This is a genomic window from Streptomyces sp. NPDC050703 (assembly GCF_040654435.1).
In the GTDB taxonomy this organism is placed as follows: Bacteria; Actinomycetota; Actinomycetes; order Streptomycetales; family Streptomycetaceae; genus Streptomyces.
In genome coordinates, this window is the sequence record NZ_JBFAHX010000009.1 from 15,508 (window position 1) to 40,947 (window position 25,440).

At 72.5% G+C, this 25,440-nt stretch carries 25 protein-coding genes; 11 read left to right on the top strand and 14 right to left on the bottom strand.

Annotated elements, in window-relative coordinates; all coding sequences use genetic code 11:
- Window positions 1-117: 117 nt before the first annotated feature.
- The 3 genes from AB0I16_RS11240 to AB0I16_RS11250 form a co-directional block, all read right to left on the bottom strand.
- A complete protein-coding gene (locus AB0I16_RS11240) occupies window positions 118-1,242 on the bottom strand; it encodes a C45 family peptidase (RefSeq protein ID WP_363249052.1) in 1,125 nt (374 codons plus the stop codon).
- The gene (locus AB0I16_RS11245) at window positions 1,239-3,062 is read right to left on the bottom strand and encodes an amidohydrolase family protein (protein WP_363249053.1); all 1,824 of its coding nucleotides are present in this window, start codon (window positions 3,060-3,062) and stop codon (window positions 1,239-1,241) included. Before AB0I16_RS11245 ends, AB0I16_RS11240 begins: the two co-directional genes overlap by 4 nt.
- A gap of 74 nt (window positions 3,063-3,136) precedes the next feature.
- A complete protein-coding gene (locus AB0I16_RS11250) occupies window positions 3,137-4,576 on the bottom strand; it encodes a cytosine permease (RefSeq protein ID WP_363249054.1) in 1,440 nt (479 codons plus the stop codon).
- Window positions 4,577-4,685: 109 nt separating this feature from the next.
- Here AB0I16_RS11250 and AB0I16_RS11255 point away from each other — a divergent pair, with 109 nt between their 5' ends.
- Together AB0I16_RS11255 and AB0I16_RS11260 are read left to right on the top strand one after the other, a co-directional pair.
- Window positions 4,686-5,459 carry a TetR family transcriptional regulator gene (locus AB0I16_RS11255; RefSeq protein WP_363249055.1) on the top strand — a complete coding sequence of 258 codons (774 nt, stop codon included), beginning with the start codon at window positions 4,686-4,688 and terminating at the stop codon, window positions 5,457-5,459.
- Between the two features lie 81 nt (window positions 5,460-5,540).
- Window positions 5,541-6,419, top strand: coding sequence for an alpha/beta hydrolase (locus tag AB0I16_RS11260; RefSeq protein WP_363249056.1), 879 nt, complete (start codon window positions 5,541-5,543; stop codon window positions 6,417-6,419).
- 94 nt (window positions 6,420-6,513) lie between these two features.
- On the opposite strand, the gene AB0I16_RS11265 is transcribed toward AB0I16_RS11260, so the two are convergent.
- The 3 genes from AB0I16_RS11265 to AB0I16_RS11275 form a co-directional block, all read right to left on the bottom strand.
- Window positions 6,514-6,846 carry a glyoxalase superfamily protein gene (locus AB0I16_RS11265; RefSeq protein ID WP_363249057.1) on the bottom strand — a complete coding sequence of 111 codons (333 nt, stop codon included), beginning with the start codon at window positions 6,844-6,846 and terminating at the stop codon, window positions 6,514-6,516.
- A 65-nt stretch (window positions 6,847-6,911) separates the two neighbouring features.
- The gene (locus AB0I16_RS11270) at window positions 6,912-7,607 is read right to left on the bottom strand and encodes a hypothetical protein (RefSeq protein WP_363249058.1); all 696 of its coding nucleotides are present in this window, start codon (window positions 7,605-7,607) and stop codon (window positions 6,912-6,914) included.
- Window positions 7,608-7,733: 126 nt separating this feature from the next.
- Window positions 7,734-8,231 carry a DinB family protein gene (locus tag AB0I16_RS11275; protein ID WP_363249059.1) on the bottom strand — a complete coding sequence of 166 codons (498 nt, stop codon included), beginning with the start codon at window positions 8,229-8,231 and terminating at the stop codon, window positions 7,734-7,736.
- Window positions 8,232-8,373: 142 nt separating this feature from the next.
- On the opposite strand from AB0I16_RS11275, the gene AB0I16_RS11280 reads away from it, so the two are divergent.
- Window positions 8,374-8,715: a hypothetical protein gene (locus tag AB0I16_RS11280; protein ID WP_363249060.1), complete on the top strand. Its 342-nt coding sequence runs from the start codon at window positions 8,374-8,376 to the stop codon at window positions 8,713-8,715.
- Here the strand turns inward: AB0I16_RS11280 and AB0I16_RS11285 are convergent.
- Both AB0I16_RS11285 and AB0I16_RS11290 read right to left on the bottom strand, forming a co-directional pair.
- Window positions 8,712-9,260: a TetR family transcriptional regulator gene (locus tag AB0I16_RS11285; RefSeq protein ID WP_363249061.1), complete on the bottom strand. Its 549-nt coding sequence runs from the start codon at window positions 9,258-9,260 to the stop codon at window positions 8,712-8,714. The two genes, AB0I16_RS11280 and AB0I16_RS11285, sit on opposite strands and share 4 nt — an antisense overlap.
- A gap of 33 nt (window positions 9,261-9,293) precedes the next feature.
- On the bottom strand, window positions 9,294-9,872 hold the full coding sequence (locus tag AB0I16_RS11290) for a sugar O-acetyltransferase (RefSeq protein WP_363249062.1): 579 nt from the start codon (window positions 9,870-9,872) through the stop codon (window positions 9,294-9,296).
- A 101-nt stretch (window positions 9,873-9,973) separates the two neighbouring features.
- On the opposite strand from AB0I16_RS11290, the gene AB0I16_RS11295 reads away from it, so the two are divergent.
- Window positions 9,974-11,188, top strand: coding sequence for an MFS transporter (locus AB0I16_RS11295; RefSeq protein ID WP_363249063.1), 1,215 nt, complete (start codon window positions 9,974-9,976; stop codon window positions 11,186-11,188).
- A gap of 151 nt (window positions 11,189-11,339) precedes the next feature.
- Here the strand turns inward: AB0I16_RS11295 and AB0I16_RS11300 are convergent, their stop codons facing one another.
- On the bottom strand, window positions 11,340-12,737 hold the full coding sequence (locus tag AB0I16_RS11300; RefSeq protein ID WP_363249064.1) for a M64 family metallopeptidase: 1,398 nt from the start codon (window positions 12,735-12,737) through the stop codon (window positions 11,340-11,342).
- 393 nt (window positions 12,738-13,130) lie between these two features.
- Window positions 13,131-13,763, bottom strand: coding sequence for a hypothetical protein (locus AB0I16_RS11305; RefSeq protein ID WP_363249065.1), 633 nt, complete (start codon window positions 13,761-13,763; stop codon window positions 13,131-13,133).
- 122 nt (window positions 13,764-13,885) lie between these two features.
- Between AB0I16_RS11305 and AB0I16_RS11310 the strand changes: the two genes are divergently transcribed.
- Window positions 13,886-14,752 carry an alpha/beta hydrolase gene (locus tag AB0I16_RS11310; RefSeq protein WP_363249066.1) on the top strand — a complete coding sequence of 289 codons (867 nt, stop codon included), beginning with the start codon at window positions 13,886-13,888 and terminating at the stop codon, window positions 14,750-14,752.
- An 88-nt stretch (window positions 14,753-14,840) separates the two neighbouring features.
- Here the strand turns inward: AB0I16_RS11310 and AB0I16_RS11315 are convergent, their stop codons facing one another.
- Both AB0I16_RS11315 and AB0I16_RS11320 read right to left on the bottom strand, forming a co-directional pair.
- A complete protein-coding gene (locus tag AB0I16_RS11315; protein ID WP_363249067.1) occupies window positions 14,841-15,455 on the bottom strand; it encodes a class I SAM-dependent methyltransferase in 615 nt (204 codons plus the stop codon).
- A gap of 147 nt (window positions 15,456-15,602) precedes the next feature.
- Complete coding sequence (locus tag AB0I16_RS11320) at window positions 15,603-16,073, bottom strand: PaaI family thioesterase (protein ID WP_363249068.1); 471 nt, start codon at window positions 16,071-16,073, stop codon at window positions 15,603-15,605.
- A gap of 187 nt (window positions 16,074-16,260) precedes the next feature.
- On the opposite strand from AB0I16_RS11320, the gene AB0I16_RS11325 reads away from it, so the two are divergent.
- The 5 genes from AB0I16_RS11325 (at window position 16,261) to AB0I16_RS11345 (ending at window position 23,626) form a co-directional block, all read left to right on the top strand.
- Complete coding sequence (locus AB0I16_RS11325) at window positions 16,261-16,494, top strand: hypothetical protein (RefSeq protein ID WP_363249069.1); 234 nt, start codon at window positions 16,261-16,263, stop codon at window positions 16,492-16,494.
- Between the two features lie 436 nt (window positions 16,495-16,930).
- Complete coding sequence (locus AB0I16_RS11330) at window positions 16,931-18,211, top strand: YeeE/YedE family protein (RefSeq protein ID WP_363249070.1); 1,281 nt, start codon at window positions 16,931-16,933, stop codon at window positions 18,209-18,211.
- A gap of 152 nt (window positions 18,212-18,363) precedes the next feature.
- Window positions 18,364-22,644: a trypsin-like peptidase domain-containing protein gene (locus AB0I16_RS11335; protein ID WP_363249071.1), complete on the top strand. Its 4,281-nt coding sequence runs from the start codon at window positions 18,364-18,366 to the stop codon at window positions 22,642-22,644.
- Window positions 22,645-22,669: 25 nt separating this feature from the next.
- Complete coding sequence (locus tag AB0I16_RS11340; RefSeq protein ID WP_363249072.1) at window positions 22,670-23,050, top strand: CU044_2847 family protein; 381 nt, start codon at window positions 22,670-22,672, stop codon at window positions 23,048-23,050.
- Between the two features lie 243 nt (window positions 23,051-23,293).
- Entirely contained in the window at window positions 23,294-23,626 is a 333-nt protein-coding gene (locus AB0I16_RS11345; protein WP_363249073.1) for an urease subunit gamma, read from the top strand.
- A gap of 55 nt (window positions 23,627-23,681) precedes the next feature.
- Here AB0I16_RS11345 and AB0I16_RS11350 read toward each other — a convergent pair whose 3' ends face one another.
- Window positions 23,682-24,116, bottom strand: a complete 435-nt coding sequence (locus tag AB0I16_RS11350) for a hypothetical protein (protein ID WP_363249074.1) — start codon at window positions 24,114-24,116, stop codon at window positions 23,682-23,684.
- A gap of 158 nt (window positions 24,117-24,274) precedes the next feature.
- Window positions 24,275-24,745: a pyridoxamine 5'-phosphate oxidase family protein gene (locus tag AB0I16_RS11355; RefSeq protein ID WP_363249075.1), complete on the bottom strand. Its 471-nt coding sequence runs from the start codon at window positions 24,743-24,745 to the stop codon at window positions 24,275-24,277.
- Window positions 24,746-24,808: 63 nt separating this feature from the next.
- On the opposite strand from AB0I16_RS11355, the gene AB0I16_RS11360 reads away from it, so the two are divergent.
- Complete coding sequence (locus tag AB0I16_RS11360; protein WP_363249076.1) at window positions 24,809-25,378, top strand: class I SAM-dependent methyltransferase; 570 nt, start codon at window positions 24,809-24,811, stop codon at window positions 25,376-25,378.
- Window positions 25,379-25,440: the final 62 nt, after the last annotated feature.

Sequence of the window (25,440 nt, forward strand, 5' to 3'; positions counted from 1 at the left end):
CGGGTGCCGCGGCACGGCACGCCGGGCAGCGGTACGCCGGGCAGCGGTACGCCGGGGGGCGACGGCCTCGACCCTAAGGGGCGGGATTCGGGAGCACAATGGATTGCACGGAACCGGTTAAGTGGTCCGCGTTTCCCCGTGCCGGCCCGCGGTGAGGACGCGCCACTCGCGGGTGCCGATGTCGGCGGGGGTGCCGTCGAGGACGGCGGCGGTGCGGGTCGAGGGTTCGAGGGTGATCGTCGCGAGGCTGGCCCAGCGCTGGCCCAGGGGTTTGTCCGGGTCGGGCAGGCAGGTCACCGGCGGCTCGCCGGGGCCGGTCACGAGGAGTTCCGGCAGCTCGCCGAGGGCCGTGGGCCGCCTGTCGGCGAGGCGGTCGAGGACGAACGCGCGGCGTTCACCCGAGTCCGGCTGGTAGAGCCGGCTCTTCTCCTCGGCGGCGGGGACCGGCGTGAGGAAGTGGTTGGTGCGGACGAACGTGCCGTGCTCGGACGGCACCTCGAAGACCCCGACGGGGCTCAGGTCCAGCAGTACGGCGTCCGTCTCGTCGAACAGCGCGAACGATCCGGAGGAGGCGAGCGGCGCGCCGCGGACGATCTCCACGGCCTCGGCGACACTGCCCGCCTCCTCCAGGACGACGGCCGCGAGCACGTGCACGGGGACACCGCCGACACCGTCGCGCCGGTGGCCGAGGATGTTGAAGTGCAGGGCCAGCCCCGCGCTGTTGACGCCCATCTTGGCGAGGATGCCGTTCTCCGTGAGGCCGACGAAGTCGTGCCGGCCGCCGCGTGACTCCAGGGTGTGCCAGAGGGCGCCCAGTTCGATGTGCCAGTCCCACGTCTGGACGCCGAAGGTGCGCGCGGCGCCGTCCTCGCCGGGCACGCGGCGCACGATCGTGGTGCACTCCCCGGGCGGTACGGCGGCGCTGCGGGCGAGGATCTCGGTGCGGGCGTTGAGAGCGGCGACCCGCCATTCGTCGACGCCGGCTCCGTGGGCGATTCCCGCGATCTCGGCACGGGCCGCCGGACGGAACCGGGCGATGTCCTCCAGGGCGCGCGCGGCGTCCTCCGCCACGCGGGCGGGCGTGATGCCGCCGAGGGCGAACAGCCGGTCGTAGACCTCCGCCGCGGCGGGGATGCCCTCGCGCAGCTGCCGGCCACGCGCGGCACCGCGGTCGTACGGGTCCGCCGCGGTGGCCTCGATGTGCGGCCGGGGGGCGGGAGGGAGCGGAGAGGTGGTGGTCACGGGGTTCCTTCGGTGCTGTGCGGGTGGAGCTGGACGGTGCCCCCGACGACCGTCGCGAGGACGGGGTTGCCGGGCTGTTCTTCGGGGGGCAGGTCGAGGGGGTTGGCCGCGAACACGGTGAGGTCGGCGAGGTAGCCGGGCGCGACCTCGCCGAGTTCGGCCGCCGCCCCCGCGGCACGGGCGGCGGCCGCCGTCATGCCGGCGTACGCCTCACGGGCGGTCAGCGCCTGTCCGGGCTGGACGGGCGGCGTGTGCGGTTCTTCCACCGGGCGGCGCAGCTGGCAGTCGGCGAGGCCGATGCGCGGGTCGCCGGGGCCGATCGGCCAGTCCGAGCCGAGCGCCACGACGGCGCCGTGGTCCAGCAGGTCGCGGGTGCGCCAGCCGCGGGCGGCCCGGTCGGGGCCGATGCGCAGGGACCACTTGTCGGTACCGTCGGCGCGCGTGTGCCGGGTGCCGTGCACGGGCTGTAGTCCCGCGACGACGCCGAGGGCGGCGAAACGGTCCAGGAGGTCGTCGGGCAGGGACTCGATGTGCTCGATGCGGTGCGGTCCGCGCTCGACCGGGCCGATCTCCTCGATGACGTCGAGGGCGAAGCGGACGGCCTGGTCGCCGATGGCGTGGGTGGCGGTGGGGATGCCCCGTCCGGCGAAGAACCGCATCGCGGCACGGTAGGCGTCGAGATCGCGCCAGAGCGGCTCCCGGTTCTCCCCGTGGGTGTCGGGCCGGTCGAACCAGGCGGTGCCGTTGTCCGCCGTACCGTCGAGCATGAACTTCGCCCCCTCGACGTGCCAGCGGCGTCCGCGGCGCCCCTGGAGCCCGGCGATGTCCCGCCAGACGGCGGGAGCGGAGTCCGCGGGGACCAGGGGCGAGCAGCGGATGCGCAGCGGCAGCTCGCCGCGCTCCTCGATGTGCCGGTACACGGCTTCCGACGGATCGGTGAAGTCAAGGGCGTGCAGACCGGTCAGGCCGCCGCGGGCGAGGGTGCGCAGTTGGCGCAGCACGTGGGCGGCGGCGGTGGCCACCGGCACCTCGGGGTAGTGGTCGAACACCAAGTCCATCGCTTGGAGTTCGACGACGTACCCGGTGGGGCGGCCGTCGGCGCCCACCACGACGGTGGAGGCGTCGGTGAACGTCTCCCGGCCGGTCAGGCCGGCGAGTTCCCCTGCGCGCGGGCTGACGACGAGGGCGTGCGCGTCCCTGGTCATCAGGGAGATGGGCCGTCCCGGGAAGCGCTCCCCGAACACGGCGCCGGCCGGATCGCCGTCGAAGACGTTGACGTCGAGGTCGAAGCCGGTGATCCACTCGTCGGCCGGCAGTCCGTGCGCGGCGTCGGCCAGGCGCGCGCAGACCTGTTCGAGCGTGGCGGCGCCGGAGAGGTCCACGCCGCGGCCGATCTCGATCGAGCCCCACACGGGGTGGGCGTGCGCGTCGACGAGCCCGGGGAGGATCGTGGCTCCGGGGAAGCTGTGGACGGCGGTGTCCGGACCGCGCAAGGCGTCGAGAGCGGCGCTGTCGCCGACGGCGATCACGCGGCCGCCGGCGATCGCCACGGCGGTCGCCGACGGGTTCGCGACCTCGGTCGCCGCGGGGTCCGCCTCCGCGGTCACCGTCGGGCTCGCTGTTGGGTTCGCCGTCGGATTCGCTGTTGGGTTCGCTATCGGGGCCGCCGCCGTGGTCGTCGGCGTGGTCGCCCGCGTGGTCGTCGGCGTGTGCGCCGCGGGGCTCGGCCGTGGGTTCCTGGGCTCGATCGTCGGTGGGTGGGGCGGTTCCTCGGCCGGGTTCTCCACATGGGCGGCCAGCAGGAGGGTGTCTGCGTGCACGGGGTGTTCCTCTTCCGGATGTTCTTCGACGGGGGGGGGTGTGGTCCGGCGTACGCGGACGCGGGTGGGGCGGGTCAGGGGCGGCGCGGGACCGACCCGACGGCCCGGGCGGTCGTCCAGTAGACGGCGGCGGCGACGGCCATGCCGGAGGGGATGGCCAGATCGACGCCGCCCGCGGCTTCGGCGACGGGGCCCGCCCAGAAGCTGGTGGTCACGCACATCAGGGAGGCGGACGCGCCCGCGAGGAGCGCGAGGACACCGGCGACGTGGACGCCCCCGTGGTACCAGAACGGCCCGCCGCGCTCCTGCTGGAGGAGGCTGGGCCCGTCGTAGCGGTTGCGCCGCATCAGGAGATCGGTCACGGCCACCGCCATGGCCGGGCCGGTCACGACGACCACGAGCTGGAGCATCGTGTTGACGCTCGTCAGGAAGTCCCGGACGAGGATCGCGTACAACGTCATGCCCGTGCCGAGGACACCGATGACCAGGACCGCGGGGATGCGCGCGATACGGACCCCGACCGACTGGATCGACAGGCCGGCGCTGTACGCCGTCATGCCGTTGTTGGTCAGGGTGTTGAGGACGACCGAGATGACGAAGACGGGGATGAACCAGCCCGGCAGGATGCTCTCCAGGGCCGCCTGGGGGTCGCTCATGTCGAGGCTGGTGGCCGCCAGCGCCCCGACGGAGGTGAAGACGACGCTCGGCAGGTAGGCGCCCAGGGCGGTCCATCCGGCGATCGCGGCGGAGCTGCTGCCGCGCGGCAGGTAGCGGGCCAGGTCGGGGCTGTTGCTGTAGGACAGCGGGGTGGAGGCGACGATGGTGAACGCGACGCCGAGCGCGGCGACCAGCGCGCCGCCGCGCAGCGGTTCCGCCGGGGCGTAGGACCAGTCGGCCTCGGCGAGCACGTACCCCGTCACCACGATGAAGACCACGGTCAGCAGGACACTGAGCGCGGAGTAGAGGCGGACGATCGTCGCGTAGCCGTAGACCGCGATCAGCAGGGTGGCACCCGCGATGAGGCAGATCACGGACGCGTGCACGGCGGAGCTGTCCGGCAGCCCCGCCCGCACCGCCAGGCCGATGCCTGCGACCGAGGCGGCCGACCAGTTCAGGGCGAGGTAGGCCGCCGCGATGAGCCAGCCGGTGACGACGAGCACGGCCTTGTTGCCCAGGACCCCGTAGTACGCCCGGGATATCACCGAGCCGCTGGTGCCGGCGACCGGGCCGCTCGCCGCGATGGCACCCGTACAGGCCCACAGCAGGTTTCCGGCCAGGATCACCCCGATCGCCTGCGGCAGCGTGAGCCCCGTCAGGATGAGCGTGCCCCCGACCGCGAAGCTCAGGTAGCTGACGTTCGGCACCGCCCACACCGCGAAGAGCTGGCGCGGGCGGCCGGTCCTTTCGGCGTCGGGAACCAGGTCGATGCCGCGGGTCTCCGGATGCCCCGCACGCTCGGGGCCGTGCCCGGCGTGGGCTTCATCAGCGGGTCTGGTGGTGGGGTGGCTCGTCATCGGGGCCTTTCGGATGTCACGGCGACGCTGCCGCTGTCACGGCGACGCCGCCGCTTATTGGGCACGTGACCAACTGCCTGTTGGGCGCCAACCCAATAACCTTTGGCCCATGACGTCAAGGCCCCAGCCGAAACACACCCGCAAACCACCGCATGAGCGCCGCGCCGAGATCGTGGGGGCGGCCGCGCACATCGCGCTGGAGGAAGGGCTCGAACTGATCACGCTCCGGCGGGTCGCCCAGGACCTGGAGGTCCGCCCCGGCCTCATCGGCCACTACTTCCCGGCCGCGGACGAACTGCTCGCCGAGGCGTTCACCCACGCCACGACGCGGGAACGCGAGTCGCTCCTGCCGCCGCACGAAGCGGAGAAGGAGCCCGTCGACCGGCTCGCCCGGTTCCTCGTGGGGCTCGCCGACGGCGACTACGTGGGCCTCAGCCGTCTCTGGCTCAACGCCCGGCATCTGAGCAGGTTCAAGACGCCCCTGCGCCTCGCGGTGCGCGCACAGGAGTCGAGGACCCGCGCCGCGCTCGTCGCCCTGATCGACGAGGGCGTCAGGGCGGGACAGTTCACGACGGACGACAGCGTGCGGACGGCCCTGCACATCCTCGTCGCCGTCGACGGGCTCGGCGCCTACGCCAACGATAATGACGCCTGTGCCGACGCCCACGCAGGTGCCGGCCCCGGCGCCGGCGCCGACGACCGGGCGGCCCCGGGAGACCCGGGCCCAGACTTGGGCCCGGACCTGGGTCTGGGCCTGGACATGCGCGACGTGGCGATCGAGACGGCCGAGACACGCCTCGGGCTGTCCCCCGGCACCCTCCGCGCCCAAGTCGGGGCCACCGGCGGCACCACCGACGGCACCACCGTCCGCGCCCGGTCGTAATCGCCGCCCCGGCGGCCTGCCCGCCTGCCTGCCCGCCTGCCGCACCGATGAGTTTCAGTGACGGGGCCGGTCTGCACGTACATGAAGACTCATGAGACCCGCACACTCAAGACCGCCGGCGCCGACCTCGTCCACGACGTTCGCGGGCCGCTGCCGACCGCTGATGGACGCCCGCCGTTGTTCATGGTCGGGCAGCCCATGGACGCCGCCGGCTTCGCCGCGCTCGCCGCGCGCTTCCCGGAGCGGACCGTGGTCACGTATGACCCGCGCGGGCTCGGCCGCAGCACCCGCAAGGACGGGCGGGTCGACCACACGCCGCAGACCCAGGCCGATGACGTGCACGCCGTCATCGAGTCGCTCGGGGCCGGGCCGGTCGAGATGTTCGCCAGCAGCGGTGGAGCGATCACCGCGCTCGCGACCGTCGCGAAGTACCCCGCCGACGTGACCACTCTGGTCGCGCACGAGCCGCCGCTCATCACCCTCACGCCGGACGGCCCGGCGGCCGTACGGGCGCGGGCCGGAGTCCGGGACGCCTACGAGAAGCGCGGCTGGGGAGCCGGGATGGCCGCGTTCGTGGCCATGACCTCGTGGGAGGGAGAGTTCACCGACGCGTACTTCGCGCAGCCGGATGCCGACCCCGCCGCGTTCGGGATGCCGACGGAGGATGACGGCTCACGTGACGATCCGCTGCTCTCCGACCGGTCCTGGGCGGTCAGCGGCTACCGACCGGACGCCGACGCGATCACGGCTGCGCCGACCCGCGTCGTGATCGCTGTGGGCGAGGAGTCCGAGAACCTGCTGACCGGACGCACCTCCGTCGCCACCGCCGAACTGCTCGGGCAGCGGGTGACCGTGTTCCCGAGCCATCACGGCGGGTTCTGCGACGGGGAGTTCGGCTACCCGGGAAAGCCGGACGAGTTCGCGCACCGGCTGCGCGAGGTCCTTGACGGCGCCTCGTAAGGATCGCGGTCAGCGTCCGAGCCGGCTCCACGCCGTCGGGCGCCCGCGGCACGGCCGCGGGCGCCCTCGATCTGCTGGGGGGGACGGGCCGCGGTCAGTGGGTCGGTGTGCCGATCCGGAGCCTGTTGCCGTCGGGGTCGCGCAGTTCGATCTCCCTCGCCCATGGAGCGTTCTCGACGCGCGCTCCGAACTCGGAGGCGACGGCCTCGACATCACGGATGCGGAGGTAGACCAGGGTGTCGGGGCGGGCGTCGCCCTCGTGTTCCGACAAGAACAACCGCACCTCACCCCGGGCGACCTCGACGAACGCCGGAAGTCCCGGTTCGAAGCGGTGTTCCCACTGCTGGGTGAAGCCCAGTCGCTCGTACCACGCGACAGCCGCCGCGGCGTCCTCGACGCGGAGAATGGGAATGACTTCCTCGTCCATGGCGCCATCGTCGCAGACGGCCCGGGCCGACACACCGCCCAGGGCGACGAACACCGCGGAACGCGTCACGCAGAGGACACCTGATCGCCCCGGGTGAGAGGGCCGCTCGCCGGGGCCGGCTGCCTCCGCCGCTCGGGACGCAGCAGCACCTCGCTGCCGATCGGGGTGAAGCCGCAGGCGAGGAAGGCGCGCAGGGAGCGGGCGTTGCCCGGGGCGACGGCGGCGAAGACCGGTTCGCCTTCCGGGACCAGCGAAAGGGCATCGGAGAGGAGCGACCGGCCGTACCCTCGGCCGCTGTGCTGGGTGCGGTGCAGTTCGATGCTCAGCTCACGCCGTCCGGCAAGGCCGTCGGCCACGGTGACGAGACCGCGTTCGTCGCCGTGGACCTGGACGCCGGTCCGCAGCCACCGGGCGTGACGGACACGTGGGTGGTCGTCCGCGTCCGTCAGCTCCGCAAGGCGTGGCGGGCCGCCGGTCCCGCGTGCCGTGAGCGTGGCGTCGGTGACGTCGATCCAGCCCGTGGGCCCGGCGAGGTGGCGCAGGAAGTCCGCGGACAGCGACTCGCCGAAGCCGTCCGGACCCCGGGCATGCACGGCCTCCTCGGTCATGGCAGTGGCCACGACGGCGTGCCCCGTGAAGGCGACCGAGCATTCGAGGCCCCCGGGCAGGGGCGGCAGCACGGTCACGCGGCCGTCGACCGGCGGGAAGCGGTCGTCGGCGGCGTCCATGAAGTAGGCGAGGAGCGGATGCGGCTCATCCACGAGGGGCCACCTGAGCGGTCGGGAAGCCCGGTGGCGCGCAAGTGCCTCGCGTCGTCGGCGGGTTGAGGTGGTCCATGCGGTGAGGGTACCGGCGTGCCCGACGGGGTCACGCCGAGGTGGCCGTGCTCACGGCGTCCGCGGGTGGTCTCCGGTCGAACCGTCGAGGAGTTCACGCACGATGTCCATGTGGCCCGCGTGCCTGATGGTGTCCTCCAGCATGTGGATGAGTACCCAGCGCAGGGACACCCTGTTGCCGTTCCAGGACGTTCCCAGGTCGTCGAGGTCCAGCTCGGCCACCGTCGCGTCGGCGGCTGCCCGCGCCCGTCCGTAGAACTCCTTGATGCTGGTGGTGGTCTCGCTCGGGGCCACGACCATGTCCTCGGTGGCGGGGTCGAACCAGAACGGCTCGGTCTCGCGGCCGAACGTCGTGCAGAACCAGCCGTACTCGACGGTCGCCAGGTGTTTCACCAGGCCCAGCAGGTTCGTCCCCGACGGTGTCATCGGCCGCCGCAACGCCTCGTCGTCCAGTCCGTCGAGCTTCCAGAGGACCGCGTCGCGGTGCCGGTCGAGACTGGCGTGCAGGCTCTGCTTCTCGCTGCCGGTGAACGGCACAGGTCTGATCATGGGCGGAACGTAGCAGCCGGGTCTGACACCAGCCCGTCCGTACGGAGCCGCTGCCGCCTCGAAAGGCACGCGGGCCTGCCACCGCACCAGCGCGATGCCCTGGTCAGGGCAACCATCCCGCTGCTCCGGCGGTCATGCAGGCATGATCCTCTCGTCCGAAGATGCCGGTGTCTGGGTTCTGCCCGTGGTGTTCCTCTTCGGAGTGGCCGCCACCGCCCCGATCGCCTGCGTCGTGCTCGCCGGGCGGGCCGTGCTGCGCATCGCCCGCTCCGCGGCCGCAGGTGACGCGTGGGCCGCCTGCACGCCCGGCACTTGGCTGCTCGCCGCGGGAGCGGGGGCGTTCGGCGCGGCGTCCGAGTTCACCGTCCTGCTGTACGGCGGGCCCGCCGCATGGGTGCACACCGTGAGCCTCGTCTGCGGCTGCTTCGCTCTGGCCGCCGTGGCGATGTCGGGGCTCACCGCGGTCCTGAACCGGCGTCTCTAGCCGTCCCTCCGGGTGACGCGGTCGATCGCCTCGACGGTCAGGGCCCGGTCGTGGGGTTCGGTCTCCAGGGCACGGTGGATGGAGAGGCCCTCGATCAGGGCGTCGAGCTGGCGGGCCGTCGCGGGATCGAAGTGCCGTTCCAGGGCGACGCGGCTGCGCCGCATCCACTCCCGGGTCAGCTCGCGGTAGGCGGGTTCGCGCGCGGCGAGCGTGTACAGCTCGTGGGTGAGGATCAGCTCGCGCTGGTTGCCGCCGGACAGGTGGTGGACCAGATCGGCGACCGCCGCCCGGGCCTCGTCGGCGGTGGAGGCCGCGCCGAGGTGTTCCTCGAACACGGCGACGATGCCGCTGGAGAAGCGGGTGAACGCCTCGCGCAGCAGTTCCGCCATGCCGCCGAAGTGGTACGTCATGGAGCCGAGCGGCACACCGGCACGCGCGGCGACCTTGCGGTGTGAGATCCCGGCGACGCCCACCTCCGCGATGAGGTCGAGCGCGGCGGTGATGATGCGTTCCCGCCGCTCGGGGTCGTTCTGTCCGGTCGCCACGGTGCTTCCTTGCTTCCTTCTGTCGAGAAACGGCTAGATCGAGCGGATCACCCGGGCCGGGTTGCCGACCGCGACCACATCGGCGGGTACGTCCTTGGTGACGACGGCTCCGGCGCCGATGACGCTGTTGTCCCCGATGGTCACCCCGGCCAGCACGATCGCGCCACCACCCAGCCAGACATTGTCGCCGATCGTGATCGGCCCGGCGGCCTCCAGCTTGTCCCTGCGCGGCTCCGGCTCCACCGGGTGGGTGGGCGTGAGCAGCTGGACGTTCGGCCCGATCTGGCAGTCGCGGCCGATGGTGATGGGCGCCACGTCCAGCGCGGTGAGGTTGTAGTTGATGAACGTGTCCTCGCCGACCGTGATGTACGAGCCGTAGTCCACGAACAACGGCGGCCGGATGTGCGCCCCGGCGCCGAGGCTCCCGAGGAGTTCGGCGACGACGGGCCGGGCCGCGTCGGGGTCCTCGGTGTAGGCCGCCTGGTACCGGGCGGTGAGGCGCACGGCACGCCGCTGGGCCTCCGCGATGGCGGGATCGTCGGCGATGTAGAGGTCTCCGGCGAGCATCCGCTCGTGGTTCGTGCGGGGGTCTCCCGCGAAGTGGTCCTTCATGCGTACGATCGTACACTCCTAGCGTACGTTCGTACGCTCCTGGTGTACGTTCGTACGCTCCTGCTGCCCGTTCCCGATCCGTCTGCTGAGGCCCCGCTGCCATGGATGCCGCTATACGCCGCTGGCGTGCCGCCCTGTTCCTCTTCATGCTCGCCGCCGGTACCGGCATGGCCTCGTGGGTGGCGCGCACCCCCGCGGTCAGGGACGGTCTCGACGTGTCCACCGGCGTGCTGGGCCTGGTGCTTTTCGGTCTCTCGACCGGCTCGATGGCCGGGGTCACGGCCTCAGGGCCGCTCGTACGCCGATATGGGGGCCGCGTCACGATCAGCGCCGGTGCGGCGCTCGTCGTCGCGGGGCTGCTGGTCGTCGCCGCCGGCGCGAGCCTGTCGCTGGCGGTCGGCGTCTTCTGCGGACTCGCGCTGTTCGGCGGCGGGCTGGGGATCGCGGAGGTCGCGTTCAACATCGAGGGAGCGGCCGTCGAGAGCCTCATCGGCCGGCCCGTCCTGCCGGTGCTGCACGGCTGCTTCAGCCTGGGCACCGTCGTCGGGGCGCTGCTGGGCATGGCGCTGACCGCCGCCGGGTTTCCCGTGGGGTGGCATCTCACGGCCGTCGCGGCCCTCATCGCCGCCGTCGCCGTACGGGCCGTCCTCTCCCTCCCCCACGGCACGGGCAAGAAGGCCGCCGACGACTCACCCCGGGCCGGCGGCCGGCCAGGACGACTGCGCGTGTGGCGTGACCGGCGGCTCGTCCTCATCGGGGTGATCGTGCTGGCCATGGCCTTCGCGGAGGGGGCCGCCAATGACTGGCTGCCGCTGCTCATGGTGGACGGCTACCACGTCAGCGCCACCGCGGGATCGCTGACCTTCCTGGCCTTCGCCTCGTCGATGACGCTGGGCCGGTTCGCCGGCGGGCCCCTCCTGGAGCGCTTCGGCCGGACCCTGGTGGTCCGGATCAGCGCCGCGACCGCCGCCCTCGGTCTGGTGGTGGTCATCGTCTCCCCCAGCCCGCTGATGGCGGGCGCCGCCACGGTCCTGTGGGGGCTGGGCACATCGCTCGGCTTCCCCGTCACCCTGTCGGCGGCGGGCGACCACCCGCACGACGCGGCGGAGCGGGTCGGCGCGGTGGCCACCGCGGGGTACGTCGCCTTCCTCGTCGGCCCGCCCGCCCTCGGCTTCCTCGCCGACCACATCGGGCTCCGCCTGACGATGACGGTCGTCCTCGTCCTGCTGACCGCCGCTTCCGCGCTGGCCGGAGTACTCGGCTCCGACCGCCGGGCCGAGGCGGAGGCGGAGGCGGCACAGACCAGCCCGGCCTGACCTCAACGCTTCCCCCGTGCCGCCAGTCCTTCCGGCCCAGCCACCGCTGCGGCCCGGTTCCTCGGCGCCCGGGGCGGCGACCCGAGCCCGGCCACCCGGGCGGCACCGCCGCCCACGCACGGCGGGTGCGTGGGCGGCGGGCCGCTTCTCGTCAGTTCGCGACGCGCCAGGTGAGCTTCTTGGTCAGGAGCTTGCGCAGCGCCGGGTCGCGGACCGCCTTGGTGGGGTCCGTGCCCCGCACCGAGATGGTGTGCGCGCGGCCGTCGGCCGGTACACCCAGGGCGCGCGGCGTCATGCTCGCCTCGTCCCGGCCCTTGTCGGTCATGCGTCCGTCGACGTACCAGCGCAGCTGGATGCCCTTGCCGGCCTTGACGGTGACGCTCTGCGTGCGGCGCACCTTCGTGCTGGTGCCGGGCGTGGCGCTGATCACCGACGAGTGCCGGTGGAAGCCCGCGATCATCGCCTCGCGTCCGGGCAGGTTGAACTCGTTGCCCAGGGTCCGCATGATCGAGTCGTCGGTGGGCCGGTAGATGCCGCGGGGGTAGTAGCCGCCGCCCCGGTACGCGCCGACCTTGCCGCCGTCCGGGGACGTCTCGCCGATCCAGCGGTACCACTTCTTCTTCTGCGCGGTCAGCTGGGCGGCCTTGAGCTTGCTGATGTTCGACTCCCACGGCTCCTCGCCGCCGTAGGTGCCGTACTCGTCGTACCAGTACTCGTCGGCCAGCTTCCCCAGGGAGTGGCCGGTCTCGTGGACGATGATCTGGGTGGAGTCGGGGTTGTCCGAGGAGGCGGTGGCTATGCCGTCGTAGCCCGAGGGCGACGTGATGTCGTTGTAGCCCGCGCCGCCGTACTTGGTGGAGTTGGCGAGGACGATCACCAGGTCGGCGTCGGCGGCCTTGCTCGCGTACGCCTCGACCTTCTCGTGGTTGACGCACAGCAGGCGCTCGACGTCGTCGCACCAGAACGACGAACCGAGCGCGGTCCGCTTGCTCGTGCCGTAGTCCGGATCGCCTCCGACACCGGACTGCGGCGAGTGGGCCTCCACGGCCCAGACGTTGAACTGCTTCTTGTACGTGCGGTACGGCTCGACCGCCGAGACCTCCTTCCACTTCCTGCGTACGTCGGCCAGGAAGTCGTCCTGCTGGGACTTGGTGTAGCCGTCGCCGATGAACACCACGTCGGCCTTGGAGCCGACCGAACCGTTCTTCACGAGCGGGACGACTTTCCCGTCCCCTGCGATGGCCGAACGCTGTCTGGCATTCAGCGGGGCGGGGACGGGAACCTCGGTGTGCCTCGGGTGGCCGTCGGGGGAAGTGAAGTACTCGACGTGCTGCTGGGGTCCCGTGGAGCGCGAGGTCTCGGCGGACTGCTTGGTGCCGGAACCGGCGGCGGGGGTGGTGTCCGCGGCCATGGCGCCGCCGACCCCGGCGAGGCTCGCCGCGACGGCCACGCCGGTGGCGACGGTGACCTGCAGGCGGGTGCGTCCGGTCCGGCCGCCCCCACCCTGCCGTGTCCGCACCGACGCGCCGGGCGCTGATGTGCCGGGCATCGATATACCGGGCTGACGTCTCCTCATGAGGGTCCTCTCCATGTCCGCCGGGTCACGGCGGGTGAGCGAATAGCGAATTGATGTGTGCGAGTGAAGGGATGTGTACGGACACGCGTGCGTCGGCCTGGCGGCAGGCAGCGGTCCACGCGGGCATGACAAAGCAAGGTGTCCGTCGGCCGACGGACAGAAGTGGTGACGAACCCCCGGGACACGCCGTCGCGGACAGATCACCGAACGCACGGCGGGCGGGACGGCTCACCGCTGTCGAGGCATGACCCCCGCTACGACGTTCTGCCTCCACCCTGAGGGGGAGCGCTCACGTTTCGCTGTCGTCCCGCTGGTGCGCCGGTGACTCGCTGCACGGCGCCCTTCGGACGAGGAGGCCCTTCCCGGTCAACCGGACACGGAGAGGGCTCGCGGCTCGACTTCGCAGTGGTCCACCGAGTTCTGCAGACCCCCACCGCTCAGCTCCACCCGCACGGTCCGGTGGCTCTTCCGCCGCACCGTCACCTTCTCGCTCTCCTCGATGATGGTGATGCCGGCCGCGTCCACGAAGGTGACCGAGACCCAGAAGCGGCCCTTGCGGTCATCGCTGTTGGTCACCTTGACGGTCGCGTACGGAGTGGTCCTGGTCGCGCAGCGCACCAGCTCGGCCTTGGCTTCCGGCTCCTGCCGCCCGCCGTCGCCGTCGCCGTCGCCGGGAGAAGCGGAAGCGGTGGATCGGCCGTTCGGCCGCCGGTGGTGACCACCGTCGCCGCCGCGCCTTCCCTCGCCACTGCCGCCGTACGCGTCGTCATCGTCGTCGTCATACGACCCGGAAGTCCCTGAGCCGGACGAACCGGAGCGGTCCGACGACGAACTGTCGTGATCCTGGCTGGAGCTGCTGCAGCCGCCTCCACCGCCCCCGCCGTCCCCACCGCTGCGGCTGCCTCCGCCGCGGCCCCGCTCGGGCACGAAGCCCGTCAGAGCCAGTGCCGACAGCACCAGTACGGCTGTCACCTTGATCGTGCGCCCCCGTTGTCCCATGGCGGGCATCCTACGTGCGCCGCCGTGCGGGCGGCACGGCAGTGCGGAGCCGGCACGTGGGGGGCGTAGGCGGAGCGTCATGGGGCAGGTGCCCCGCGATGACCAAGGCGTAGGAGGCTCGCGTGTTCGACGGCTTCGAGTTGACTCGGTGTGAGGGAGACGGTGCTCACCTGCGAGTGCGGTACGGCGGGCGCGGCCCCGCGGTACTGCTCCTGCACGGCCATCCGCGCACGCACGCGACCTGGCACCGCGTCGCCCCGCTGCTCGCCGCGGCGGGTCACACGGTGGTCTGCCCGGATCTGCGCGGCTACGGCGAGTCCGACAAGCCACCGACCGACGAGCGCCACAGCCCGTACTCCAAGCGCGCCATGGCCGGTGACTGCCTGGCCGTCATGCGTCGCCTCGGGCACGACCGGTTCGCGGTGGTCGGACACGACCGGGGCGCGTACGTGGCCACGCGGCTCGCCCTCGACCACCCGGAAGCCGTGTCCGCCCTCAGTGTCCTGGACGCCGTTCCCGTCGGGGAGGCACTACGACGCTGCGACGCGGCCTTCGCCGCGAGCTGGTGGCACTGGTTCTTCCTCGGACAGACCGACAAGCCCGCCGAACGCGTCATCAACGCCGACCCCGACGCCTGGTACCGCGCCACTCCGGAGCAGATGGGCGCGGAGGCGTACGAGGACTACCGGCGCGCGATCCACGACCCGGCCACCGTGCACGCCATGTGCGAGGACTACCGGGCCGGTCTCGGGGTCGACAGGGAGCACGACGATGCCGACCGGCACGCCGGCCGACGCATCGGCTGCCCGCTGCAGGTGCTGTGGGCCACCCGTGACGACATGCCCGACCTCTACGGCGACGTGCTGAGCGTCTGGCGTGACTGGGCGGACGACCGGCCCACGGGCGGCCCTATCGACTCCGGACACCACATCGCCGAGGAGGCACCCGAGGCGCTCGTCACCGCTCTGCGGGGGTTCTGGGGCCGTTGAGCTGGGATTGTGGGACCGTTGAGCTGAGGTTCTGGGACCGCTGACGCCGTCGGCGGCAACGCGGCGGGGCACGGTCCCGCGGAGACCTTCAGCCGCGGTGCGCCCGGTGGACGCTGACGGCGTAGCCCCCGCCCTCATAGGGGTCGGCGTCCCACGTCGCGAAGCGGTCGACCAGGGCCAGGCCGGCCGCGTCGCAGTGGGCGTCGTACTCGGAGAGGGTGATGGTGGGCGGGACCGGCAGGTGGGCCGCGTCCAGGCCGAATCCGGCGACCAGGAGACCGCCCGGACGCAGGGCCGCCGTCAGGCGCTTGACCACCATGGCCTCGGTGCCCGGGGCGAGGAGCGGGAAGATGTTGCCGGCGGCCACCACGAGGTCGAAGTCCGCGGCGATCCGCAGCTCGGCCAGGTCGAGCGTGGCCAGGTCGGCCTGGGCCCAGGGCAGTCGCGGCGCCTGCCTGCGCGCCACCGCCAGCATGGACGCGTCACGGTCGACCCCGACGCACTCGTACCCGAGCTCCGCCAACCGGATCATGACCCGGCCGGTGCCGCATCCGGCGTCCAGCACCCGCGCCCCGGCGGGCACCAGCGCGGCGCACAGCCGTGCCTCGCCGTGCATGTCCTTGCCGCTGTCGGCCAGGGCCGCGAACCGGGCGGCATAGTCCTCGCCCGACGTCCCGCCGGTCAGCTCTTCCCAACGACTCATGCCACCCAGGATAGGCGGGACCCACGCTTCTGGATCTTTCCCGGCGGAGGCCGGCTCCCGGGCGATCGCATCGGCAGGGACCGCCGACCGGCCCCGCCGGTGCCGGTCTCGTGTCGCACCGGCCGGGCGAGCGCGCCGGCGGCCGGTTCACCGGTCCGGTCTGCTCAGGCGGATCAGCGTCTGCTGACCGTTGGCGATGAGCTTCCTGGCGCCGTCCGCCGCGCCGTCGCCGTGGACGCCGTACACCTCCAACTGGCATACGGTCAGGGTGCGTCCGGACTTCAGGACGGTGCCGACCGCTTCGAGGCGGTCGCCCGCGGCGGGGGCGAGGAGGTTGATCTTGTACTCGACGGTGAGGACGTCGGAGTCCTCGTCGAACAGCGTGAGGGCCGCGTAGCCGCCGGCGGTGTCCGCGATGGCACTGGTGGCGCCGGCGTGGATGTAGCCGTGCTGCTGGGTCACCTCGGGGCGGGCCGGAAGCACGATGTGTACGCTGCCGGGGCCGATGTGGGTGATGCGCGCGCCGAGGTGGGTCATGAGGCCCTGGCGGTCGAAGCTCTCCTGGACGCGCTTGCGGACGGCGAGGCTCGCCAGTTCCTGCCGTATCTGGTCTTCCACGTACGTGCTCTCCTTCGAGTCCGTATCGGGTGGAGCAGGACGGAGTCCGTATCGGACGGTGCGGGGCGGGTACCTCAGCCGGCGTTCCGCCAGCAGGATAGTGCCCACGGCGATCATCATGGCATCGCTGCGGGGGCCCGTAGGGGGCGATTGCCGCACCCGTAGCACCGGGATAGGGCCGCTCTTCGTGGACCTCGCCACCTGCTGTCGCGGGCCGGTCGAGTTCGACCTCGCCCATGCGCCCGAGGAAGTGGGACGGCACTACGCGGGGGCCGATCACGAGCTGCTTCACCGGTGCCGCGCCCTGAACTGGGCCATGTTCTCGGCCTGGCGCCGGCGCCGCGACGACCAGCTGCCCGACCGGGCCCACTGGCGAGTGGAGGGTCTCGACCGTGTCCGTGCCGCACTCGACCGTGCATGAGATCGGCATGGCCGCGTTCGCCGGCCATGGGGTCGCGCTGGCCGTCGCCGCCCGCTCGTGCTGGGTTCCGACCCGATCCGTCCGCCGGAGCACGTGACCATGGAGGGCTGAGAGCTGCGGAGTTCCGTCTCATTCAAGTGTTCTCCATGTGAGACGGCATTTCGCGATCTGAGCAGGATGTCTATGGTGGTGCGCATGTTCGGACCCGCTCGTCAGCTCGCCCTCGCGCTCTTCGCCGCCACGGCGTGGAGCGTCGACGACGCGCTCTGTCGCCGCTGACGCACGCCCCAACTGACGCACGCCCCCCGCTGACGCACCGCCGGTGGGCCCCGCTTCCCTGGGCCACTGACGCGTCCCGTCGCTGACGCCTGGCCCAGTCGGCACCTCATCGGCACCCCCACTCCGTCAGCCCCCCCCACTCCGTCCGGAGACCGTCTTGACCACCGCTCCCGAGGCCGGTGCGCCGCCCCGTACCGCCCTGCTCGATCCCGCCCCCACCTCCGTCCCCGCCCCTCGGCCCGAGGCCCTGCCGCCCGTCCGGCGGCTGCCGCCGGCGGTCGCCGGTGTCATCGGCTCGGCACTCACCGGCTACGTCTTCGCCGCGCACGGGGCCAAGCCCGGCGTCCTGCTGCTGCTCGGCATCGGACTCGGCGTCGCCCTGTTCCACTCCCGGTTCGGCTTCACCTCCGCCTGGCGGCAGCTCGTGGCCGTCGGCAACGGCACCGGTCTGCGTGCGCACACCCTGCTGCTCGGCAGCACCGCGACGCTCTTCGCCCTGATCATCGGGACCGGCAGCGGCCTGTTCGGCTCCGTGCCCACGCCCAGCGCGGGACCGATCGGCGTGGCCCTGCTCATCGGTGCCTTCCTCTTCGCCGTCGGCATGCAGCTCGGCGGCGCCTGCGCCTCCGGGACCCTCTTCGCCGTGGGTTCCGGCCAGGGCACCATCGTGCTCACCCTCCTCGGCTTCATCACCGGCTCCACCCTCGCCGCCTGGCAGTTCGGCCTCTGGAACGACCTGCCCGCGCTCGCCCCGTACGTGATGTCGGACCACGTCGGCCTGTTCGGCTCCTGGGCGGTGACGATCGCCGTGCTCGCCGCCGTCTGGTTCGCCGCCCGCGCCATCCAGGCCCGCCGCACTCCCCCGCCAATCGGCACTCCGCCGTCGGCGCGCGGCGCGCTCCGCCGTACGGTGCGGGGTTCCTGGCCGCTGGCCGCGGGCGCCCTGGTGCTCGCGGTACTGGGCGCCGGCGTACTGCTCGTCTCGGGCGGCGCCTGGGGCGTGACGAGCGCGTTCGCCCTGTGGGGCACCAAGGTCGTGGACGCGCTCGGCGGCTCGCCGGAGACCTGGGCGTACTGGCAGCAGCCCGGCAGCGCGGCCCAGCTGTCCCAGCCGGTGCTCGCCGACAAGACCAGCCTCACCGACATCGGCATCATGGTCGGCGCCGCCGTCGCCGCGGCCGCCGGCGGCGTGTGGAAGCTGCACGGCGGCATCCCCGCCCGCACGGCGCTCGCCGCCGTCGTCGGCGGCGTCCTGATGGGCGTCGGCGCCCGCCTCGCCGGTGGCTGCAACATCGGCGCCTACCTCGCCGGCATCGCGTCGGGGTCCCTCCACGGCTGGGTCTGGGCCGCCGTGGCCCTCCTCGGCACCTGGGCCGGACTGCGGCTGCGACCGCTGTTCGGCCTGGGCAACCCGAAGCCGACGGACAGCGTCTGCTGACGGCCCGTCGGCCCCGGGCACGGACCGTTCGAGGAGACGGGCGCCCGGCTGAAGGACGCTGCCCCGCAAGGGCGTTGTGCGTAGAGTGACGCCAGAGAAAGGCTGCCGTCATGGCGTGACGTGACTTCAGACGGGGGACCCGGGGGCTGACCATGGCCGCTGTACGGAAGAGCGATGTCCTGGCGGCGTCGCAGGCGCGGGTGTACTCGGCCGACGGAGAGGTGGTCGGGGCGGGCTTCCTGGTCGCCGACGACGTGGTGTGCACCTGTGCGCATGTCGTCGTCAGGGCGCTGGGGGCGCGGGAGACCGGGGACCAGGCCGGGGACGGAACCGGGGCCGAGGGCTGGGCCGAGAACGGGACCGAGAACGCGAACGGGGCCGGGGAGGCTCCCCCCGGGGCCCTCGACCTCGACTTCCCGCTCCTCCCCGGCCGCCCCCGCGCCCGCGCCGCGGTCGTGTCGTGGCGTACGCGCGATGCCGATGTGGCGCTGCTGCGGCTCAGTGGACCGGTCGAGGGAGCCCGGCCCGCACCGCTGGTGGACGGGACGGAGGTGTGGGGGCACACCTTTCGGACGATGGGTTTTCCGGCCGGTGCCGGTCAGGGCGTATGGGCTTACGGGACGCTGCGGGGTGAGCAGGGGACCGGCTGGGTGCAGATGGACACCGACGAGCCGGGCCCCCGCGTCACGGAGGGCTTCAGCGGGGCACCGGTCTGGGACCACACGCAGAACGGCGTCGTCGGGATGACGGTCGCCGCCCACCTGGGCGAGCCCACCGCCTACCTGTTGCCGTCGGCCGAACTGGTCGACGAGACGGTGCTTGAGCCCTGCTGCCCGTATCAGGGCCTGGCCGCGTTCACCGAGGACGGTGCCAGGTTCTTCCACGGCCGGGACGCCGACACCGAACGGCTGCTCACCGCCGTCCGCACGCGTGCCCTGACCCTGGTGGCGGGGCCGTCGGGGTGCGGGAAGTCCTCCCTCGCGCGTGCCGGGCTGCTTCCCCGGCTGCGGGCTTCCGGGGCCGACGTGACGGAACTGCGGCCCGTGCCGGGGGTGCCTCCGGCCGCCGTCGTCGCGCGGGCACTGGCCGGGGTGCTCGAACCGGACCTCGGCGAGATCGAGCGCCTGGTCCGAGCGGAGGAGCTGGCCGGCCTGCTCGACGCGGGCCGCGGTATCGCCTCCGAGCTGCGCGACCGGGTGCTGAGCCGGAGCGACGGCTCCCGGCGCGTCCTCTTCGTGGACCAGTTCGAGGAGTACGTGGCGGGCGAACCGGCCGCCGCCCGTACGCTCCTCGGGCTGCTGGCCGAGCTGGCGGGCGAGGGCCTGCGGGTCATCGCCACCGCACGGCCCGACTCGCTCGACAGCCTGGTCACGGCCGGCACGTCCGACCTCGTCAGCGATGCCGTCCAGTTCCTCGCGCCCCTCGCCACCGAGAACCTCGCGCAGGCGGTGACGGCGCCGATCGACACCGTGCCCGGGCTGTGGTTCGAGGCGGGCCTGCCGGAGCGCATCGTCGCGGACGCGGGCGACGAACCCGGCCGTATGCCGCTCGTCCAGTTCGCGCTGACCGAGCTGTGGCGGCTGCGCAGCCGGGCCATGCTCACGCACGCCGCATACGACGAACTGGGCGGTGTCGCGGGCGCACTCGTCGGCTACGCGGACCATGCCTACGGACAGCTGTCCGAGGCCGACCGGGTCCTGGCGCGGCGGCTTCTCGTCCAGCTCGCGCGCCCGGGCGACGGCGACACCTTCACCCGCAGACCGGCCCGCACGACCGACCTCGCCCCCGAAGTGGTCGCGTGCGCGCGGAAACTCGCGAGGGACAAGCTCGTCGTCCTCTCCCACGCACCGGGCAGCGACGAGCACGAGGAGTTCGTCGACCTCGCGCACGAGGCCCTGACCACCCACTGGCCCCGCCTGCGGCAGTGGCTCGTCGACTCCCGCGACTTCCGTGTCTGGCAGGAACAGGTGCGCGCCGACCTGGACCGCTGGCGGTCCCAGGAGCGTGAGCACTCCCGCCTGCTCGGCGGCACGGACCTGACGGAGGCGGAGCGCCGACTGGGCGCGCACACGGAAGCGGGCGACATCTCGGCGGCCGAACGCGAGTACATCGACCTCAGCCGGAGGCACGCGCGGCGCGGTTCCCGGTTGCGCCGGGCCGCGGTGGCGGTGCTCGGCGTGCTGACCGTCCTCGCGGTCGTCCTGGCGTTCACCACCTATCAGAGTCTGCGGCGGACCGAGGACCAGCTCCGTACCCAGGCCGCCGACCTCATCGCCCGGACCGCGGACGAGCGCCCGGCGAGCGACCCGGCCACGGCTCTGCAACTGGCCCTCGCCGCATGGCACGCGAAGCCCACCCCCCGGGCCCGGCAGGCGCTGATGAACCAGTACGTGCGGGGACAGTTCGTCACGGGCGCCCACCCGTCCCTGTGGCACGGCGGCGTCGACGCGCTGACCGCGAGCGAGGACGGCCGGGTGCTCGTGGTGCGGTCGAAGCCACCGGGTGGCGGACGCTCGGCGCTCACCGTGGTCACGGGTGCTTCCGAAGGGAGGCCCCGCGCGCGGCGGCTCAGCGGCGTCCCCGACGGTGACCTGGCCACGGCGGTGAGCCCCGACGGGCGCCAGGTCGCGGTCACCGCCGGACGGGGCGAGGTCCGCCTGTGGCGGACGGGCAGAGGCGGTACGAAGCACCCCAAGACGCTGGAGTCCGGCCCGCACACGCTGCGGAAGAAGGGTTCCAGGGCGATTCTGGACTTCAGCGGCGACGGCGGGCGACTGCTGCTCTTCCATCCCCGCGAAGGGTGCGACACCGATGTGACGAAGAAGTGCGGTCCGGCCTTCGTGGACGTGTGGGACACGGACATCGGCGGCCGGGGGCACGTGACCGGCCGCATCGAGCTGCCGGCCGGCATGGACGACGTCGCCTTCACGGCCGACGCGGACTCGGTGGCGACGCTGCGCTCCGCCACGTCGGTCAGGGACACCGTCGATGTGCGGGACCTCAGGACCGGGCGCCGGCTCTACTCCCGGCGCATGGCCACCCCGGTCTCGCTGCTGGCGGGCGGGGAGGTCGCCGTCCAGGACGACGGACGGGCGCTGGAGCTCGGCCGGACGCCGGGGCGCTCGTACCGCGTCCCCGCCCGCAAGGAGTTCTTCCTCACCGACGCCACCACCCGGTACGAACTCCGGTCCACCGAACCGCGCGATCCGGTGAGCACGGGACAACGCTACGTCGAACACGTACTGGTGGATGTGCGTACCGGGCGCTCCTTCCACACCCGCGTCCCGGCCTCGGGTGACGCGTCCGTGGTCCCGGCCACCGTCGCGGCCCTGCCGAGGAAGGGGGGCGGGCTGAGGGTCTTCGCGGCCGTGGGCTCGGATCTGGTCGAGACACGGGCCGAGCCGGTCGGCGGCAAGCAGCTGCGGTCCGAGGCTCTGGCGGCGGACGGTGAGGTCCTGTCGCCGGACGGGCAGCTGTTCGCCCGGATCTTCGAGGGCCGGCTCGCGGTCCTCGACGCCTCCCGCAGGAGGCTGCGGTCGACCCCGCTTCCCGAACCGGCCGCCGACCACACGGTGATGTGGACCGCCGACTCCCGGCGGCTCGTGCTGTGGAGCGGCAGGGACGGACTGAACCGGTCGTACGCGGCGGACGACCTCGGTTCCCGCCCCGTGGCCCTGGACGGCACGTTGCCGGGCTTCGACCCGGCCCAGGGCGTGGTCGCTGTCGGCGGCAGCGAGGTGGCGGTGCTTTCGCGGAGCCGGCTCGCGCGCGTCGACGCTGCCGACGGAAGGGTGACGACACGTCCCTTCTCCGTCTACCGGGGCGCCGGGGCGCGGCAGGCACCGGAGGGAAGCTACGTCGGGGCCCAGCTCGTGGCGAGGCCGGAACACGCCGGTCAGGTCGCGGTCCACGACAGAAGCGGCGCGATCCTGTTGTGGGATCTGCGGGCGCCGAGGCGTGTCGCCGTGCTGCGCGGCGCCCCCGTCAGTTACGGGCCGGCCGGCGTCTACTCCGCCCTCGCCGCGTTCGACCCCGCGGGCAGGTACCTCGCGGTCGTCAATGACGACGCCCAGGCCCGGCTCTGGGACGTACCGCGCGGGAAGCAGCTCCCGCCCGGCATTCCTTGGACGGACGGCAAGGACGGTCTCGTCGGCCCGACACGGGACGGTCGGGTGATGGTGTTGCGTGGCGGGCAGCTCCACTTCGTCGATCCGGGCCACGAAGGGAACAACCTCGCGGTTCCCGTCATGAAGGGCGTGATCCACGCCGACGGGGACCAGTTGGTCGTCGATTCGGGGGCCGTACGGCAGAAGTTCGACCTGCGGCCCGAGGCGCAGTTCCGTCATCTCTGCGAAGCCGCCGGGCGGGACTACACCGACGCCGAACGCAAGCTGTTGCCCGAGGGAACACCCGACGGGCCACCATGTCCCTGACCGCGTACGCAGGCGAGGAGCCGACGTGACCGAACATCAGCAGACGCAGCTCGGCCTGGACGACGGGACCACGGTCCGGTTCATCCTGTCGGAGGCGGCAGGGCCCGTCACCAACGGCATGGGTCCCGCCGTACCCGTGTCCCGGCGCGGGCGGAGCCTCGCCCCGCTCGCCGCCGACGCCTTGCGCACCACACTCAAGCCGCTCGGTCCGCTCGTCCAGGAGGTGCATGACGCGGTGAGCGCCGCACCGACACCACCCGACGAGATCACCGTCACCTTCGGGGTGCAGGTCGGACAGGACCTCAAGCTCGGCATCGTGAACGGCAGCGGTCAGGCCCATCTGACGGTGGCGGCCACGTGGCGTCCGGAGCGGGCGGACGGCGGGGCGCAGGGCTCGACGCGCTGAGCTGGCCGTGGGGCCGGGAGGCAGGTGGGGAGGATCGTCGCGGTGCTGACGTGAGCGCGCCCCCTGCGTCGCGCATGCTCCCGTTCCACTCCATCGGTGGGAGTAGCGGCCGTTGCGCCGGTTCCGGCGCCTGACGGCTCGAAGATCGGTGGCGGCGGCTCCGGGGCCCCTGTGCTGTTCCTGTTCCTCGGGGTACGGGCCGCCGCACCGATCGACCGATGACAACGGGAAGGAGGAGCGCGTATGCGTCTGACTCCGCACGAGCAGGAGCGTCTGCTGGTCCACACGGCGGCGGACGTGGCCCGGCGGCGCCGTGAGCGGGGCCTGCGGCTGAATTACCCGGAGGCCATGGCGTTGCTGACGGCGCACGTCTTCGAGGAGGCGCGGGCCGGTGAGACGGTGGACGCGGTGATGGAGTCCGGCCGCCGTGTGCTGACACGGGACGAGGTGATGGCGGGCGTCCCGGAGTTGATCGGCAACGTACAGGTCGAAGCGGTGTTCCCGGACGGGACGAAGCTGGTGACGATCCATGCCCCCTTCGGGCACCGCGCCCGCGGTGATCGACGCGGGCCCTGAGGACGTGCGACGAGGCCGGCGTACGCGCGGCGGCTTGCTTCCCGGTCGGCGGTTCTTACGGGCGAGCGGTGTGATCGGGGTGTCCCTTACTGCGGCGCGCTTCCTTCATCTCGGCTTCGTAGAGATGGTCGCGCCCGTCCGCCAGTTCGTCGACTGCCTGCCGTTCCACTTTCTTGAAGGGCTCGTAATACGTGCTGTTGTACCCTTCGACGATCTGGAACGTCCAATGCCCGGGAATGACGTTGCGGCCAACGATTTCATTCTGGACGCGGTCGGCCCATTCCGCGTGACCGGCCTTCCTGAGGAGTTCCACGGCCCGGTCCAACTCCAGGTCGGCGCGGCCCGTCAGCTGATGGAAATCGTAGAGGTACCCACGGGCGCGTTCGGTGATTTCCAGTGCTTTGGAGAGGGACCCGAGGGCTTCGACTGTCTCGTCGCTGACGCCTTCGGGTCGCTGGTGGCCTCGGTCCGGCCCGTCGTGGTGGTTCATGCCGAAGAGGTTCCCACAGGCCGCCGACCTATACGGGGATATGCGGGGCAGCTTTGCGCGTAGCGGTAGCGAGGGAGGCCACAAGCCGCCGGCCACTGGCCGCCAGTCACCAGTCACCAGTCACCAGTCACCAGTCACCAGTCACCAGTCACCAGTCACTATCCCAGCCACATTCCGTCGCGCATGATGACTCTCCCCCGTAGTTCTGGTTCGCCGCGCCAAGCGCGTACGGTGCTCGGAACCACGCGTATATAGACGAAGGCCCCCTCTTCCGCGCGAGGGTCCCAGCCGAATTTCCGGGCGAACGCCTCCGCCGCCTCTCCCGGCACCGCCTGGTCCGGGATGCACTCCGCCTCACCCTGGAGGAGCACCACGTCGAAGGTGTCCGGCAACGCCAGGCGCACGCGCGGTTCCTTGCGGATGTTCCGCGCGGTCGCGGCCGTGGCGCTCGTGCACATCCACACCGCTTGCCCGTCCCACATGAACCACAGCGGCACGTGGTGCGGCCCGTGCTCGGGGTGGGCCGTCGACACCCATACGTCCCGCTCGGCGGCGAGCCGCCCCAACGCGTCGCGCACACGTTCCGCCGGCCGGCGACGACCGGTTCCCGCGCTGTCCGAGTTCTCCATGAGGGCCGACCCTACTTAGGCGGCCCTTCCGGCGTCATCCACGGGAAGGGCATGCTTGCCCACATGTTCACCACGCAGGAGGAATGGGACCGCGGCTACGTCGAAGGGCGTCGCTACCGCCCGCTCGGCGACGCCGAACGTTCGCTGCTCGCCACGCGACTGGCGCCGGTGGCCGGGAGCAGGGCACTCGATGTCGGGTGCGGGACCGGTGAGCTGGCCGCGCACCTGTCCTCGTCCGGCTACACCGTGGACGCCGTCGACTGGTCCGAGACGGCCCTCGCCGAAGCCGGCGCCCGCTACGGTGACGCCGCTCGATGGCTCCGCCTCGACGTGGAGGAGGTGGAGGAGGACGACGGGGACGCACTCCACGTCGACGGCTACGACCTGATCACCCTGCGGTTCGTCGCTCCGTTCCTCGGCGCCCGCGACCGCACCCTCGGCTCGCTGGGCCGCCGGCTCCGGCCGGACGGTGCCCTCGTCGTGATCACGCCGCTCGCCGCCGCCACCCCGGCCGAGCGGCGCGGTATCGCTCTCGACGAGGACGAACTCGTACGTCTGCGGAGCCGGTGGACGGCCGCGGAGCGGCACGATGCCGAGGGGCTGGTCGTTCTCGTTCTGCACGGGCCCCGCTAGTCGAATGTGTCAGTGCCGGACGCTTGTCCGCCGGTGTCCGCTGCTGTTGGCTGACGGCGGGA

Excerpts from the sequence above, each read along its gene's own strand:
- AB0I16_RS11250 (WP_363249054.1), bottom strand. The coding sequence starts at position 4,576 with ATGACGAGCCACCCCACCACCAGACCCGCTGATGAAGCCCACGCCGGG.
- AB0I16_RS11300 (WP_363249064.1), bottom strand. The coding sequence starts at position 12,737 with ATGCCCGGCACATCAGCGCCCGGCGCGTCGGTGCGGACACGGCAGGGT.
- AB0I16_RS11315 (WP_363249067.1), bottom strand. The coding sequence starts at position 15,455 with ATGAGTCGTTGGGAAGAGCTGACCGGCGGGACGTCGGGCGAGGACTAT.
- AB0I16_RS11275 (WP_363249059.1), bottom strand. The coding sequence starts at position 8,231 with ATGATCAGACCTGTGCCGTTCACCGGCAGCGAGAAGCAGAGCCTGCAC.
- AB0I16_RS11255 (WP_363249055.1), top strand. The coding sequence starts at position 4,686 with ATGACGTCAAGGCCCCAGCCGAAACACACCCGCAAACCACCGCATGAG.
- AB0I16_RS11355 (WP_363249075.1), bottom strand. The coding sequence starts at position 24,745 with ATGGAGAACTCGGACAGCGCGGGAACCGGTCGTCGCCGGCCGGCGGAA.
- AB0I16_RS11260 (WP_363249056.1), top strand. The coding sequence starts at position 5,541 with ATGAAGACTCATGAGACCCGCACACTCAAGACCGCCGGCGCCGACCTC.
- AB0I16_RS11335 (WP_363249071.1), top strand. The coding sequence starts at position 18,364 with ATGGCCGCTGTACGGAAGAGCGATGTCCTGGCGGCGTCGCAGGCGCGG.
- AB0I16_RS11305 (WP_363249065.1), bottom strand. The coding sequence starts at position 13,763 with ATGGGACAACGGGGGCGCACGATCAAGGTGACAGCCGTACTGGTGCTG.
- AB0I16_RS11280 (WP_363249060.1), top strand. The coding sequence starts at position 8,374 with ATGATCCTCTCGTCCGAAGATGCCGGTGTCTGGGTTCTGCCCGTGGTG.
- AB0I16_RS11360 (WP_363249076.1), top strand. The coding sequence starts at position 24,809 with ATGTTCACCACGCAGGAGGAATGGGACCGCGGCTACGTCGAAGGGCGT.
- AB0I16_RS11350 (WP_363249074.1), bottom strand. The coding sequence starts at position 24,116 with ATGAACCACCACGACGGGCCGGACCGAGGCCACCAGCGACCCGAAGGC.
- AB0I16_RS11295 (WP_363249063.1), top strand. The coding sequence starts at position 9,974 with ATGGATGCCGCTATACGCCGCTGGCGTGCCGCCCTGTTCCTCTTCATG.
- AB0I16_RS11290 (WP_363249062.1), bottom strand. The coding sequence starts at position 9,872 with ATGAAGGACCACTTCGCGGGAGACCCCCGCACGAACCACGAGCGGATG.
- AB0I16_RS11345 (WP_363249073.1), top strand. The coding sequence starts at position 23,294 with ATGCGTCTGACTCCGCACGAGCAGGAGCGTCTGCTGGTCCACACGGCG.
- AB0I16_RS11265 (WP_363249057.1), bottom strand. The coding sequence starts at position 6,846 with ATGGACGAGGAAGTCATTCCCATTCTCCGCGTCGAGGACGCCGCGGCG.